This window comes from Paenibacillus sp. LC231, from assembly GCF_001860525.1.
GTDB lineage: Bacteria > Bacillota > Bacilli > Paenibacillales > Paenibacillaceae > Paenibacillus_AQ.
The window spans coordinates 393,270-408,487 of record NZ_JFOM01000026.1 but is presented as its reverse complement, the minus strand read 5'-3'; the positions used below and the strand labels follow the sequence as shown (position 1 = coordinate 408,487).

At 48.8% G+C, this 15,218-nt stretch carries 13 protein-coding genes, 1 pseudogene and 2 riboswitches; of the genes and pseudogenes, 10 read left to right on the top strand and 4 right to left on the bottom strand.

The window, feature by feature from the left end; genetic code table 11:
* Positions 1–82 precede the first annotated feature (82 nt).
* The 4 genes from AK95_RS18960 to AK95_RS18945 are packed head-to-tail and all read right to left on the bottom strand — an operon-like array spanning position 83 to position 4,513.
* Positions 83–1,171: a class II aldolase/adducin family protein gene (locus AK95_RS18960; RefSeq protein WP_071221456.1), complete on the bottom strand. Its 1,089-nt coding sequence runs from the start codon at positions 1,169–1,171 to the stop codon at positions 83–85.
* Positions 1,172–1,192: 21 nt separating this feature from the next.
* The gene (locus AK95_RS18955) at positions 1,193–2,419 is read right to left on the bottom strand and encodes a zinc-dependent alcohol dehydrogenase (protein ID WP_071221455.1); all 1,227 of its coding nucleotides are present in this window, start codon (positions 2,417–2,419) and stop codon (positions 1,193–1,195) included.
* 34 nt (positions 2,420–2,453) lie between these two features.
* On the bottom strand, positions 2,454–3,308 hold the full coding sequence (locus tag AK95_RS18950; protein ID WP_162487605.1) for an alpha/beta fold hydrolase: 855 nt from the start codon (positions 3,306–3,308) through the stop codon (positions 2,454–2,456).
* 32 nt (positions 3,309–3,340) lie between these two features.
* Entirely contained in the window at positions 3,341–4,513 is a 1,173-nt protein-coding gene (locus tag AK95_RS18945) for an MGDG synthase family glycosyltransferase (protein WP_083397664.1), read from the bottom strand.
* Between the two features lie 169 nt (positions 4,514–4,682).
* Between AK95_RS18945 and AK95_RS18940 the strand changes: the two genes are divergently transcribed.
* From AK95_RS18940 to AK95_RS18900, 10 genes and pseudogenes are all read left to right on the top strand, one after another.
* Entirely contained in the window at positions 4,683–5,615 is a 933-nt protein-coding gene (locus AK95_RS18940; protein ID WP_071221451.1) for a diacylglycerol/lipid kinase family protein, read from the top strand.
* Entirely contained in the window at positions 5,612–6,121 is a 510-nt protein-coding gene (locus AK95_RS18935) for a phosphatase PAP2 family protein (RefSeq protein ID WP_071221449.1), read from the top strand. Before AK95_RS18940 ends, AK95_RS18935 begins: the two co-directional genes overlap by 4 nt.
* Positions 6,122–6,466: 345 nt before the next feature.
* A riboswitch (cyclic di-GMP riboswitch) is annotated at positions 6,467–6,555 on the top strand.
* A 100-nt stretch (positions 6,556–6,655) separates the two neighbouring features.
* Positions 6,656–7,612, top strand: a pseudogene (locus tag AK95_RS35365) (ISL3 family transposase); the annotation flags it as partial.
* Positions 7,613–7,742: 130 nt separating this feature from the next.
* Entirely contained in the window at positions 7,743–8,645 is a 903-nt protein-coding gene (locus AK95_RS18925; protein ID WP_071221447.1) for an IS1595-like element ISPaen6 family transposase, read from the top strand.
* 40 nt (positions 8,646–8,685) lie between these two features.
* Positions 8,686–8,775, top strand: a riboswitch (cyclic di-GMP riboswitch).
* 78 nt (positions 8,776–8,853) lie between these two features.
* Complete coding sequence (locus AK95_RS34215; RefSeq protein ID WP_162487604.1) at positions 8,854–9,024, top strand: hypothetical protein; 171 nt, start codon at positions 8,854–8,856, stop codon at positions 9,022–9,024.
* Positions 9,025–9,516: 492 nt separating this feature from the next.
* Positions 9,517–9,936, top strand: a complete 420-nt coding sequence (locus AK95_RS18920; protein WP_071221445.1) for an RNA polymerase sigma factor — start codon at positions 9,517–9,519, stop codon at positions 9,934–9,936.
* A gap of 124 nt (positions 9,937–10,060) precedes the next feature.
* Entirely contained in the window at positions 10,061–10,468 is a 408-nt protein-coding gene (locus AK95_RS18915) for a DUF6075 family protein (RefSeq protein ID WP_071221443.1), read from the top strand.
* A 33-nt stretch (positions 10,469–10,501) separates the two neighbouring features.
* Entirely contained in the window at positions 10,502–12,439 is a 1,938-nt protein-coding gene (locus tag AK95_RS34545; protein ID WP_071221442.1) for a C40 family peptidase, read from the top strand.
* Positions 12,440–13,175: 736 nt separating this feature from the next.
* Positions 13,176–13,322, top strand: a complete 147-nt coding sequence (locus AK95_RS18905) for an SHOCT domain-containing protein (RefSeq protein WP_071221441.1) — start codon at positions 13,176–13,178, stop codon at positions 13,320–13,322.
* Positions 13,323–13,393: 71 nt separating this feature from the next.
* Positions 13,394–15,205, top strand: a complete 1,812-nt coding sequence (locus AK95_RS18900) for a recombinase family protein (RefSeq protein WP_071221440.1) — start codon at positions 13,394–13,396, stop codon at positions 15,203–15,205.
* Positions 15,206–15,218: the final 13 nt, after the last annotated feature.

Below are 15,218 nucleotides of genomic sequence, written 5' to 3'. Positions count from 1 at the left end.
GCATATAAAAACCCATCCTTTGTTCTTACAATGGATGGGGGGCAGACTGTCGAGAAAGTCTCTCGACAGTCTCTTTTTGTATTCAAGCCATAGGCACCTGAGGGATGACACGGCCTCCGATCCGCTCGAATATGTCGTCCAGATCCCGCCCGGTGATGGTGAGCCCGTGATTTTTTAATCCGATAATCGCTCTGGACGGCTCCTCTTCCTGCTTAATCAAGTCCGCGACGGTTTGAGCCAGTTGAATGGTGCCGCAGGGATAATTGATTTCCGTTGCCTTGACGCCGTCGATCCAAGCGTGAATGTGAATGATCGCGCCGACTTCGGGATGCGCCGAATAAATCATCCAATGCTCGATGGCATCAACGGATGCCCGTTTCGAGGATACATTCGAAGGCACACTGATCTGCATCGCTTTCGAATCGGCATCGTAACCTTTGACCAGGAGAATGTCCTGACCGATTTTTTTCAAATCCGCTTTATCGGCTCCCGCGGCACTCATCCAGAAGCGTTCCCCATCGTGCCGGCTGCTCAAATTTCCATAGCTCAGCCCGCCGATACCGTAAAGCTTCTTCAAATGGCGCAAATCGCGGGGACTTAAATATTCCTGAATCGGAAAGGGGGCAGGCAGCAGATTCATTTCATCCAATCTTTTTCCCGCCAATCTGAGTTTCTCGGTAATGTCGTCGCCTTCCCGCAGCGGTTCGGGCAAATCATCATAGAAATCATTATCGATGATCAATTGTGAAGACGCCAGCGGTTCCAATCGCTCAAACATGCTTTGGAAGAAGGAAGTTTCATGCTCAGGTCGATAGGTAAGTTTATAGCATCCTTGTTCCGGTGTTATAAAGAAAACATCTGTTTCCCCCCTATGGTGGCATATATATACCAGATGGTTGGACAGTGACCGGATCAAATAGGGGTAAGCCGACTTTAAGATCATCTCCGGTCTCTCGTGCGCTTCAAGAACAGAGACCACAAAAGTCGCTTGAGCTTTCCTGCGAAATGGCCGGGGATCTTCCGGATCAATGAAATTGAAGACAACCCGGATGTGATCTGTCGGCTCTTCCCAATACCGGTAACCTTCCGATATGAACTTTTTCCTTATACCGTCCGCGAACCAGGAAAGGAAAGGGCTCTTGAATGTTTCTGCGATAGTAAAACTCTTCATAACGATGTCCTCCTTGTTTAGTTAAGGTTCGAATACGACTTTCATGCAAGCTTGTTTCCCTTTATTGACTACCGAAGCAAACGCCTCCCGGTACCTCTCGAGGGGAAATCGGTGAGTAACCATCGGTGACAGATCCACTTTCCCGGATTTCATTAATTCGATGGCGATGGCTAAGGTTCTCATTTGTTTTCCTTGAAAGTCCTCCAACCCATAAGCGAAGCTCCCCTTGATGTCCAACTCATTGAGCCAAACCGAGGTCCAGTCGATTTGATCGAGAATACTGGCCAATCCCAGCAACACGACCTTGCCGCCGCTTCGGGCGAAACGAAGTGCGTCATTCATACTGCTCCTTCTGCCGACACATTCGAAAACGAGATCCGCTCCTCCCTGGAGGATCGGAGGACCAATCACCGGTTTCAGCACCCTTGCGTCCATGAGCCTGGCTGCTTCGTCAATATACTGATATCCCCGCGTAATGCGAATCACTTCATCCGCACCGTAGTGAACGGCTAATTGCGTTTGGTAATCATATTTGGCTAATACCATGATTCTGCACGGGATATCCAAAGCGCGAATCGCAGCCACCACACAGATTCCGATCGTACCCGCGCCGATGACGAGAACAGTATCATGATTCGCCGGCGGATTGCGCATGACGCTATGCAGGGCGCAGCTGAAAGGCTCGACCATGACTCCGTTCAGATCATCGACGTTTTCCGGCAGTTGAAGAATTTGACTTTGGTGCGCCACAAGATACGGACTCCAGCTTCCTCCCGTATCCCTGCAGGCGCCGATGAGCAGGCCGGGGGCGATCGCGCCGTCCGTCATACGGCTGCAGAGACTGTAATCCCCCCGCCGGCATGCCGCGCACGGATCCGATATTCCTCTCGCTGCGCAGGACAAAATCGGATCCACCACAACCCGGTCGCCCGGATGGAGATGCTTCACATGCTGTCCCGCTTCAATAACGGTTCCCACCGCTTCATGGCCGATGGTGAACGGAAACGATGTGAATGGCGAGGCGGAAGGGCTGTCGTGCAGATAAATCAGATTCATGTCGCTGCCGCAAATCCCGCCGTAAGTCACTTTGATCTTGACCCATTCTTCGTTAGGCAGCACCGGCTCCGGCGCTTCCTTGTAACGCAGGCAGGACAATCCGGAACTCCAATGCAGCGGCGGATACATTCTTCCCAGAAATTTGCCGAATGCATAACGGGGGTAACTGAAATCGAATTGTAAGGTTTGCAATGGAATCACCTTCTTCTCAATGATGGAGAAAGGGTTACAGGCGCGGGCATAACCATCCGAAGACGTATTCCAGAGCCTGGTCCCTATGGTACCCGTGCAAAGGGCGATGATCCCGTTCATCGAACACGACAATTGCTTTATCCCTGGAGTTGATGGTTTCAAGAAATTCCGCGATAAATCCGGCATCGACGATTGGATCGTGCACATCATAAAGGCATAGTGCCGGAAAAAGAAATCGGTTCGCTTCCGACAAGGCCCTTGCTCCGTTATGCAGCAATTCGGTGAACCAGCGCGGCGTGTACCGGATTGTGTTCAAGGGATCCTGAAGCAGTTCCGACGTCCAACTTGGCAGTTTGGACCGAAACCATCCGAGTTTTCGCAAAGATTCGTTCCACTTGATGAGTTCAAGAGGAAGCGCGGGAGTCAGCCATGAGATAGTCTCTATACATTTTCTGATGCCATACGGCATTTTCAGGCGAAGCCTCAATGCAGGAGACGACAGGATGACTCCGTCGGCCCGGTCGGGGAATCGCTGCATATACCGGATGACAATCAAGCCGCCCAAACTGTGGCCGAACAGATAAACCGGTTTTCCCGGATATTGCTTCCTGAATTGCCCGACCAATGAATCCAAATCATTCAAATAATCCTGAAACCGAAAAATATGGCCGCGCGATCCGCCAGACCTCCCGAAGCCCCGCAGGTCGGGAGCGATGAAGCCGATCCCCTGGTTGAGACACTCCATGCCTACATGCGAATAATGTCCGGAATGTTCTCCGGCGCCATGAATAAAAATCACGAGCCCTTGCGGATTCGACGGTACCCAAGTACGGCAATGCAGTTGGATCTCGTTTCCATTTATGCAAATTGTCAAATCTTTATGCATCATGCATGCTCCTTTGAAAGCTCCCCTCATCAAAGTTATGTTGCTTCAACAACGGATTCGATCGGAAATGGCTCGACCACATCCGAATAATTGAGAAGCTTCAATACCGATTCGACACCGGCATAAGAGTTCATGGACTGTTGAAACTGTTTCATATTCTCATGCAGACTCGCAAAGGATTCGGGAGAATACAACAGCTTTCCGATCCAGCCGTCCACTTCCAGCACGTCATTAGTCCTGATGGCCAATTGGCATTCCACCAGATAACGGCAATTGTATTCTTCATGCCCCGGAATGGGTTGGTAAATCAGCATGGGGACGCCTTTGCTCAATGCCTCGAAACATGTCAAGCCCCCCGGTTTCGTGATCAACAAATCTGCCGCATCCAGAAGTTGATCGATAATATCCACAAAACCCATCACCCTGATATGGGGATGCTGAAAAAGTTCATTATGCTGAAGGGAAAGCCTGAGGGCATCGTTATACCCTGCGCAAATCAATAGTTGGACCGAATCCTTCCATTTCAACAGCGAATGAGCCAGTTCATGGAGCCCTCCCAAGCCTAGACCCCCTCCCATGACCAAAACGGTAGGCAGATTTTGCAATTTTAATTTTGTTCTCGCTTCCTGCTTGCTCGTTTTCTCGGAAAAATCGGATTTGACCGGAATGCCTGCCGCCGCGATGCGATTCCGGGGAATTCCCATATGCATTAACTGCCGGCTCACTTCATCGCCTGAGACGATATAGAGATCCACTTCCCGCTGCACCCAGACCCTGTGCGCGTGGAAATCGGTAATCACCGTGCAAAGACGTACCGGATACCCGTTTTTTTTTGTTTTTTTTAACCGGGACACCGTAGAACTGCTGAACGGATGCGTGCAGATCACCAGATGAGGCTTTATTTGTTCCAGAACTTGTTCTATATTGCGATGAAACAGTTGATAAATAATAAACTGCAGCCAACATGGAATCGGCCGGTCTTGTTTCGATTGATATAACTTTTTCCATACATTCGGATATTTCGTGATGAGTTTCTGATAAGAGCGCAGGATCAAAGAAGTTGTGGTGGGATGCAGTATTTTTCCGATTTCAACAATTTGTATATGTATGGACGGTTCCTCATGTAAAATACCTTCAGCAAGCGCTTCCGCCGCTTTGGTGTGGCCGCTGCCGAATGCCTCGGAAAGAATCAGTATTTTCTTTTTCATAACTCCCTCCATTTCTGCATTGATGGCTAGTATGTGCGATTTCTCCTTCAGTTATACGTTCCGCCGAAGAATGCCGCATTCATAACCAATCCGTGCGAAAAAATGTGGTATACCCTGCAAATTCGGTGGAAATAATTAGGGATAAGGAATTAGGCCAGGAGGAGAAGATATGTATTTTTTTATCGTGAATAGACGATCCGGAAACGGAAAAGGAATGAAGGTCTGGAAACATGTGCATCCGGTCTTGCACGGCCGTCGTATCAGCTATCGTGTGGAATTTACCCTGAATCCGGTTCATGCTGCGAAGATTGTCCGGCAGGTGGTGAATGAAAGGAAAGCGAGGGTGTTGGTCGTTGTGGGAGGAGACGGTACGGTACATAGCGTTATCCATGAATTAATTGAAACGGGCATTCCGATCGGACTCATTCCGGCAGGATCGGGAAACGACTTTGCCAGGGGCATGGGCATTCCGATGAATCCCCGAAAAGCGCTGGAATACCTCCTGAACGGTACCGCGAAGAAAATCGACATTGCCAGAACCGGGGAAAAATGCTGCATCACGGCCGTGGGTATCGGCATTGACGGGAAAGTGGCTCAGACGGTAAATCGCTCCCCTTATAAAAAATGGTTTAATTTCCTGAGGTTAGGCCATCTGTCTTATATCATCAGCTCCCTGCAGGTACTTCCGCATTACCGGACGGCCAGGGCGACCGTCAAAATAGATGAGAAGGAGCATCAATTTGCAGACACATGGTTAATTGCCGCGGCCAATTTTCCGACTTATGGCGGGGGAATGAAGATTTGTCCGCGCGCTTCTTGCACTGACGGACTTTTTCATATTTGTATCGTCCACGGCATCTCCCGCCTGGGACTGTTGCGGCTGTTTCCGGATGTTATGCGGGGTAAGCATATTGACCATCCCGCTGTGACCGTTCTAGAAGGTCGGAATGTGAAAGTTACCGCCGATGTGCCCATGTTGGTCCATGGTGACGGCGAGATCATCGGAGTGACCCCGATTGAGGTAACCCTGCAGGCAGAAGCGATTCACGTGATTTACAATGAAATGAATAACGCTGACACTGAGCGAGGGAGATACCAGTGATACGGCTTCCGGTATGGTTAAAAAACGAAGATCATCGCCTGCTTTATCTTGTGAATCTTAAGTTCAAATGCCAGTTGCTCGATTGGTGGATGCCGAAAATTACACATTTGGGCGGCGCAGTTTGCAGTATCGGCGCAGCTCTGTTGTTGTTATGTTTAGGCGATGCGGGACAGGACGGCTTGATTGCGCTGGCGGCGAGCCATTTGCTGGTACAGGTGTTGAAAATCAATTTTAGCCGCCGCAGGCCTTATTTGGCCGATGACAACGTCCATCTCTCGCACCATCCTTTAAGGGACTATTCCTTTCCGTCGGGCCATGCGACCGCTGTTTTCACTTTGGCGACGATCTTGTCATTGACATTTCCCTGGTTTTCATTGCTGCTTATTCCGTTGTCCGGCGCAGTCGGTATTTCCCGCATTTACCTGGGGCTTCATTATCCGACCGACGTCGGCGTCGGTGCGGTCATCGGCATGGCGTTCGCAATCGGCACCCATCTGTTAACTTAATATTAGATAGTCCCTATTGATTCACATCGATGCTGGTACTTCATCAGCCGGGGATGAGGTTCAGCAGACTGCCGCGGCACCACAAACAGGAGAATCTTCCTGATCCAATCCTAAAAAACCGCATACGATGCAAACAAATTCGTAAACCGGTCCGGACAAATAGAAAAAATGGGGGCCGGGTACTTCTCCGTTAAAAAGCGCAGGGTGCAAAGATTGGAGTATACTTTTTCCGCTTGCCCCATACGTCGACCGCAGCCGCCAACTCGTCCCGTCATGCTTGGTGTCCATTATTTGTCATTTCGATGAGCGATGTGATACAATACTCCTACACAAACGGCAAACAAATAGGAAAAATGGCAAACCTGATCGAAAGACAGGGACGCAAAGCTACGGGTCTAAAGTATTATTAATGCGATGATCGCCGGGTTACCCTAATGTTTTCGCAGCGAGACACTGCCTCTTGGGGGATGTGTATTTTTGTTTTGCTAGATGTCGAAGAATAGGAGGTCAGTCCTGCATTTCAATTACAAAAATCTGCATCTACCAACCATTCGCATGTATTGCAAACGCTGCGACGCTGGATTCGTATGGGCTTATGATTTTGCTGGGACCAGCAGCAGTACAGCGCGTTCTTCCGTGCAGCTACGGTTGAACACGCGCTTGGTTCTACGGCAGCGCACAGTGCGCGTATCCAGTAAGCACCCGCGAGTACGGTGCAGTATATCCATAACGAAGCGGTTCCTAAAGTGTCGGAGAGGATCAAGAAAGGGCATACCTACAATACCGGCATTCACAACCTCAAGGGCGAGACGATGCTGGACCTGCTGCCCGGCCGCAAGCTGGATGACCTGCGGACATATGCCAGGGGGCATCCGGACTTCCTGATGCTTCAGCCCAAAGCGGTGGTCATGGATTTGGCTCAGGCTTACCATACTTGGATCAGCGAATGTTTTCCAAATGCGATTCGCATCGCAGATCCGATTTCATGTTCACGGTTATGTGATCGAAAGCGTACAGGAAGTACGGAAATCCGTGCAGCGGACATTATCCCCGCGGGCGAAAGCCCACTTGAAAGCTAACCATCGCTTGCTTAATCCGCCTATGGAATCGCTCGGTGCGGAAAGTAGAAAGCGGCTGGAAGTGTTGCTGAACTATGCTCCGTTACTTCGCAGCGTATGGGAATGGAAAGAAGCGTTTACGACCTGGTACGACTGTTCGCCGAGCTTTAACATTGCCAAACTGGGATTTGAACGTTGGTGCGCGCAGGGCGATCTAATTGATCATCCCGCTGTTCGAAACACCCTTACAACCATGCGTAACTGGAAAGAGGAAATCACGAATTATCATCAATGCCGGTGGACGAATGCGACTGTAGAAGATCGTCATAATCGCATTAAAGCTTTTCAGCGCCGCCACTATTTCACTCGAAACCGCAATCGCTATAAAGCTGGTATTCTTATTGAATGTAACCGTCATCGGATGCTGGGCTAACTTTCAAGCACTGATTTTTAGGTTGAGCCAGAATTCTAAAATTTGAATATCAAGTTGCCTCAGCAACACGTACACGCACGAACATTTGTTTGATATAATAAGTACAAACGAATGTTCGGGAGTGAATGGTATGGCACAACAAGAATTAATGACGTTGAAGAGGTTTCAAGAAAAGTTTCATTCGGAAGATGCATGCCGCGAGCATCTGTTCCAGATCCGATGGACAAACGGGTTCTTCTGCCCGAAGTGCCAGCACAATGCGTTCTACTTTCTTGAAACTCGAAAGCTGTATCAATGCACGAACTGCAAGCATCAGGCTTCTGTTACCGCCGGCACGATAATGCATAAATCTCATACTCCTCTGCTGACCTGGTTTTGGGCGATTTTCCTTGTGGCGCATGATAAACGCGGTGTATCCGCCGTATTTCTTGCACGCGAACTGGAAATCTCTTACCCGACTGCGTGGTTAATGCTCCACAAGATCCGTAAAGCCATGGGAGATCGCGATGCTCAGTACCAGTTGGCTGGTTTGGTTGAGCTGGATGACGCATTCTTCGGAGCTCCAACAGAAGGAGGCAAACGTGGTCGTGGCACGGACCAAACACCTGTGCTCGTTGGGGTATCGCTTAACAAACAAGGAGCACCGCAATACGTCAAAATGCAGGTAATTCCGGATGTCAAAGGCAAGACGCTCGTCGAATTTGCGAAGCAGCACATTGAACCGGGTTCGACGATCAGTAGCGACGCCTATCGTTCGTACAATGCACTCGCAGAAGAATATAACCACCAACCGATTAAGTTCAATGTAAAGGATAATCCGGATCATCTGAAATGGCTTCACACGATGATTTCAAATGCGAAAGCCTTTATTGGCGGTACGTTCCACGGATTAGATTCCAAGCATCTGCAATCCTATTTGAACGAATTTTGCTTTCGCACCAATCGACGGCAGTTTGAAGGTCAGTTGTTTAATCGCCTGCTTGCCGCCTGTTTATCCACGGATACCGTTACCTACGGCGATCTGACTGCTTAGGTCTAGCGGAGCTAACTTGATATTCAAATTCTAAAATAAATATGGAAAAAGGCAAACCTGCTCGAAAGACAGGGACGCAAAGCCACGGATCTAATGCATGATAACATGCGATGATCGCCGGGTTACCCTATCGACAGAAATTGGACACTGCCGTTATAGGGTGGTGTCCTTTTTGTCATTCAATTAGGATGGGAGATTCACGTTGACGTTGGAAATGACAGAAAGTATCGCCATTCAGGATTTTCAGAAGGTGCAGGACAATTTGATCATCATGAAAAACATGGGGCTTCTGAATTTCACTGGACGATTTCGGAACAAGCTATTCCTCTCTCAGTTTGCTACATACGCTTTGGCTTGTCCGTTGTGGCGGAAGGCGTAGAAACGAAGAAACAGCTTGAATAGCTTAACCATTGGAACTGCGATGTCGTGCAAGGCTATCTATTCTACGAGCCGCTGACACCAGAGCAATTTTCTCATTTGTTAGATGAACGTGATGACCTGCAAAAACCTGAAATTAAAGGAGCGTTTTATTTGAGCTAACAACGAACTGACGAGTGACAACACCAAAACAACCAGATGATGTTCCTCACGAAAGGTGTTGCCCGGTGAGGAGGGCATCGGTATGCAGCATCCTTTGTCGTATGATATATACGATTACGAACGATTGATCGGTCGTTTATTGGTGTGGCTACGAACAATTCAACAACGAAATTTATTTTGGGACTTTGCCGCGATTGAGCACTGGTATGCTCTGCGGCAAAGTCTTTTTTGGTTCTCTTGAAGCTGTACGCCAGCGTTTATTAGGAAGCGTCGGCTGCCGCTCTCCTCCCTCTGTTTTGGTTTGCCAACAAACCAGAACGGAGGGACGAGAATGAAACGGATGAATTTACGGGATATGTATCCCTTTTTGAACACGGACGTGTGGGTCGATCTCGATGAAGAAGTGGCGCAGGAAATCCGCCGGTTTGATCTGAATGAAAATGCATATAGACTACGCACGTATCGCCATCGGGCGTACTACTCGCTGGATTGGAACGACGGGATCGAGCATGACGCGCTTTTCTTCTCGAATTCTCCAGAGGAATATTACGAGCGCAAACTGACGAACCAGCAGCTTTATGCGGCCATGTGTGAGTTGCCGGAAAAGTCGTTTAGGCGCATCTATGCCCACTTCTTCTTGGGCATGAGTAAAGTAGCGATTGCCGAGGCAGAGCAGATTAATGAGCGAGCGGTTCGCAAGTCGATTGAACGCGGCTTGAAGCAAATGGAGCACATTCTCAAAAACATGTGATCGCGGTTCGTTCGAGGGTCCGATTTTGCTGCTAAAATGAACAGAAAGGTAGAGGGACTTGTTCCGACGGCGGCTGGTTTGGTTGTTGCCAGCCGCTCATTTTCCATGAGAGGGGCATATAAGGATGAATCCTGGTCGATTTTACGATGCAGAGCACGAATGCTTCTACTATCAGATGCTGAATGAAAGGAAATGCAGCGACAGCTACCACCGGGCGCTTTTCTATACGCTTGGAATTTCCCAAGAAACCCGCAAGCATATCCGCGATTTGTTCGATTTTTCTCATGGGGGCATTAAGCCCGAAGGGCTCGCGGCCTCTTGGCAAACGAGCAGTTCCATTCGCGTGAGCCGACTTGCCTTTAATCTGTGGAACGGCTGGACAGAGGAAGGTGCGGAACGCTATTCCGCTCCAAACGAGTTGTTTGCATGCAGTTACGCCCCTTATTTTTTTGAAGCGATCCACCTTCGTTATCCGGAATTTTGCCGCAGTCATGATCAGATTTTGAAACGGCGGACGGAGCAAATTCGCTAATTGACCTGCTTTTGACGGGAGTGAAGTCGGATAATGAAGAAAATCAAAATGAGAACTGTGGCAAGGGACATCAAACAGTTGGACAAGCTCCCCAAAGTGATGGAGCGCGTGAAGCGTTCAAGCGTTCGCGCTGAGCGGCAGGCAGATCATGACAAAGCGCATGCTCAAACTCCCGTAGCATATGCACAGCACAGCTCCGAATCGACCATGAAGAAAATGGTGCGTACTCAAATGGGAATGAGCATGCGTGTCAGCAGCAGATCGATTCGACACATTCTAAAAAAGCAGGCGTTACCAACCGGTGATAGTGTCCCGAGAAACAGCCTCGTTGACACGAATCCTAAACTTTTGGTTATGTCCACATCTCGGCAAGCTCGCAGAATGCGTCTCCGTAAGCCGATTGATGGCAAATATCTTTTGCGTTCAGATCAACAATCAGGAAAACAACGCTTTATACGGAGCCGGGCCAATGCCCGGCTTTCGCATCGTTCTCGCAAAGACAGGATTCCCGACCTGGTTTCGAAACAAGACGATAAACCAGCCGGGAAAAAGACACGCGCCGCCGCGCCGTCGCATACAGGAAATGTACGTGCGTCTCGTCGTAATGTGCTCGTGTCTGAAATAGCAGGCCAAACGATCAAGCGGAAAGAGCGAACATTCAAAACATTGTCTCCATTTATCAAAACGGGGCAGCGGCTGGGACATGCTCAAAAAGTGGATCGCGCGGAACCGAAAATGAACGCCGTAGAGACAGCAAAGCGGGCTGCGCAAATGGCGATGACAACCCGCCGCACCCTTCAAAGGGCGCAAGCTGCAGCGAGACTGAATCTTCGAATCATTAAAATGGTTGTAAGAGCCGCCGCGATGCTTGTCAAAGGATTGACGGCGCTTTTGGGGATCAGCAGTACAGTGATTGTATTGCTGTGCATAGTGATGGCGATAGCCGCCGTCATTTCCTCTCCATTCGGTATTTTCGTATCCGGCGAAAATACGGATGCTGATGTAAAGCCGCTTTCTCGAATCGTTCAGGAGATGGACGCTGAATTTGAGGCAAAGCTGGAAGAAATGCAGTACTCCGCTGGAAACGTAGACCGGGTGGAGATCCATTATACTGATAGTGCAGACAACACGCGAATCGATAATTGGGCGGACATTATAGCCGTTTTTGCGGTAAAGACGGTCATGGATACAGAAAACGGAATGGATGTAGTTACGCTTGATGCTACCAGAATCGGTATCATCCATGAGGTATTCTGGGAGATGAATCAACCGGAATCCCATGTTGAAACGATTGAACATACAGAAATGGTTACGGTTCAACATGAGGACGGAAGCTTCAGTGAAGAGACGACGACAACCTATGAGCGCATATTGCATATTACCGTCAATAGCAGAACTGCGGAGCAACAAGCGGAGGCTTACCATTTTACAAACGAGCAGATGGATTTGATAAAAGAAATGCTTTCCGCAGAGTTCCGACCGATGTTATTCGCAATACTCGGCAAAGAAGCGGATAGTGGCTTAACGCCGGAGCAGCTTGAATTTGTTCAACAGCATTTGCCCGAAGGCGAACTGGGTAGCGAAGCCGTCAAATTGGCGCTGACTCGTCTAGGCGATCCGTACAGCCAACCGAAGGCCGGTCAGGACAACTTTACGGATTGCAGCTATCTCGTTCAATGGGTTTATCGGCAGCTTGGCATCGAGCAGCCACGAACCGCAGCGGAACAGGCCAGATTCTGCGTTGAGAATGACCTGGCCGTAAGCGCGGCGGATTTGATTCCGGGTGACCTTGTATTTTGGAGCTATGAGCGCAACGGTAGATTTATGGATATAACGCACGTCGGGATTTACGCAGGCGACGGGAAAGTGGTGGACGCTTCCTCCAGTCGGGGGCAAGTGGTATACCGCACTTTGTTCGATGCGGACAAGCAAGTGCTGTTTGGCAGACCGCAACTAGCGAGTGAGAAGTGAACGCTGCCCATTTGCATACTACACAGGTTCTATGCACGCCTTCGTAACATTCCCCCAATACCCTACCGCTGTGAAACGGATACACTCGCATCTGTTCCGCAGGGTAGGGTTTCACCGTCAATTTAATTAATTCAAAATTGCATTGGGAGTTGACAAAAAGCGGTGATCAGGGAATTTTCCTGCACCGTCTTTTTGTTTTATCGCCCCCCTACCAACCCCCTCGCTTTCCGTTCCGAAAAATATTTTTCTCGAAATCTTGCAAACCAGAGTCCGATTTTACCCCGAAAATGTAGCGGATAGTAGAGGGACAAATTGATCGCCCTCATCGCTCTTTGATAACCAAATACAATCTTATCCGGTACGTTCCCCGCATGGCCATGAAGGATAGCCGCGTTGCAGGAGCGCCATGACCATTTTGCCGGTTCTTGTTTTTGCATGCCTTGTTAGCAGAACCGGCGGAATGCGAGCGATTTTGCCCATGCAATAAATAAATGGCGGTGCCATTTAAGGCGAAGACCCATGCGGAGGGATAATGATACTTTCGTCCAGCCACAGTTCATCGCAATGGGGGCGGCTTGCAGCGATCCTGGAAGAGGCTTGAAGCCTATGAGGGCGGCCAACCACCGTCCGCCGGATAAGATTTTCAGATACGCAACCAAAACAGAGGCGGAAACGGAGATGCGCTGCGGTGCGCATCTCTGCTTTTCGGCATGTCAGAATGATTGGGAGGCTAGTTATGAACCAAAAGCTGATCCGGTACAGCATGCAAATTGCGATGATAAAACAGTTGTTGGGGCTCTCATTGATTACCGAAAGAGAATTCAATCAGATCAAGAGCAAAACCATGCGAGAATACGGCATCATTTCGGACCTGACTTCTTAATTTGCACATTTGTCGGTCCGCCCAGCTCTTATTATACTGATGGCGAGTTAATAAGAATGGAGGACGAATCTATGGCGCTTGAAGTGGAAGTGATTAAAGCAAGCCGGAAAATAGCTGATCGGAAGGGCGGAAAATCATCGGACATTCTTCGCGTTGCTCCGTATGCCCGCGTAAGTACCGACTCAGAGGAGCAGTTGAACAGCTACAAGTCGCAGGTTGCCTATTATACAGAACTCGTAAACAAGCGTAGTGACTGGGTGCTGGTTGACATGTATGCGGACGAAGCGATTACCGGCACACAGGTGACGAAGCGCGAGGATTTTCAGCGTATGATTAATGATTGCATGGACGGAAAGATCGACATGGTCATTACGAAGTCCATCTCCCGATTTGCCAGAAACACGCTCGACACCTTGAAGTACGTCCGCATGTTGAAGGAAAAGAGCGTCGCTGTATTTTTTGAAGACGAGAATATCAATACGCTGACGATGGATGGTGAGCTGTTGCTTGTCATCTTGAGTTCCGTAGCGCAACAAGAAGTCGAGAATATCTCCGCCAATGTCAAGAAAGGCTTGAAGATGAAAATGAAGCGCGGCGAGTTGGTCGGCTTCCAAAGCTGTTTGGGGTACGATTACGATCCGAGCACGAAGAAGATTTCCATCAACCAAGAAGAAGCGGAGCTTGTCCGCTATATTTTTCAGCGTTACGTTGATGGAATGGGTGCTTACGTTATTGCTAAGGAGTTAACCGAGGCAGGCCGTAAAACCAAAAACGGAAGAATCGAATGGCAAGATACGAGCATTCTTGGTATCATCAAAAATGAGAAATACAAAGGCGACTTGTTGCAGGGAAAGACCTTTACCGTCGATCCGATTTCCAAGAGAAGACTTGAGAATTATGGCGAGGAAGATCAGTTTTATGTCAAAAATCATCACGAGCCGATTGTCAGCGAAGAAGTCTTTGAGAGGGCGCAGGCTATCCTGCATAGAAGGGGCGAGAATCGCCGTCGCGGTATGAAAGGCAAACGTGACAAATACAGCAGGAAATTTGCATTCAGCAGCATGCTGGAATGTGCGTTTTGTAAAAGTAATTTCTCGCGGCGGAGTTGGCATAGCGGAACTCCACACGAAAAGACGGTTTGGCAGTGCGTTACCTCTACAAAAAAGGGAAAGAAGCTCTGTCCTCACAGCAAGGGATTGGATGAGAAAATGATCGAGGACGCTTTTGTGGAATCGTACAAATTGGTATGCCGCAATCATACGGACATTATTGATGAGCTGATTAAAAGGATGGAGTCCGTGTTCAGCGATCAGAACAGTCAAAGACGGCTGAACAAATTGATCGGCGACATTCAGGCATTGGAACAAAAACGGTGCAAGCTGATCGATTTGTGTCTGGATGAAAAAATCGACCAGGCAACTTACGAGCAGAAGTATGCGGAACTGGATACGTCGCTTACTGCATTGCTCGAAGAAAAAGCGCAGTTGGAGCAATCCGCACAAGAAGAAATTGACTTGGGCAAGCGACTGGAGCATTTTCGCAAAGTGCTTCGCACGAACGAGCTCCTGCCATCCTTTGATCGCAACGTATTTGAAAGCATTGTTGATAAAATTATCATCGGTACGGACACCGATCCAGAGAAGCCTAATCCGTACAAGCTGACCTTCGTATACAAAACCGGTTTTCATAACAGCGTTCAAGGAAAAACGCGCAATCAATCTCAAAAGAAGTTGCAGAAAAATGAAGGGAGTGGATTGTGTTCCTATTCCGAGAACGATACATGTGGAGTGCTGTGTGTCGCTTATAAGAAATACTTGAATGTAGCCACATTTACCTATATCAAAAGCCCAATCCTTTGTGAGAGGGCTTTTTGTTCGTATTAAGATGTATTAGCAA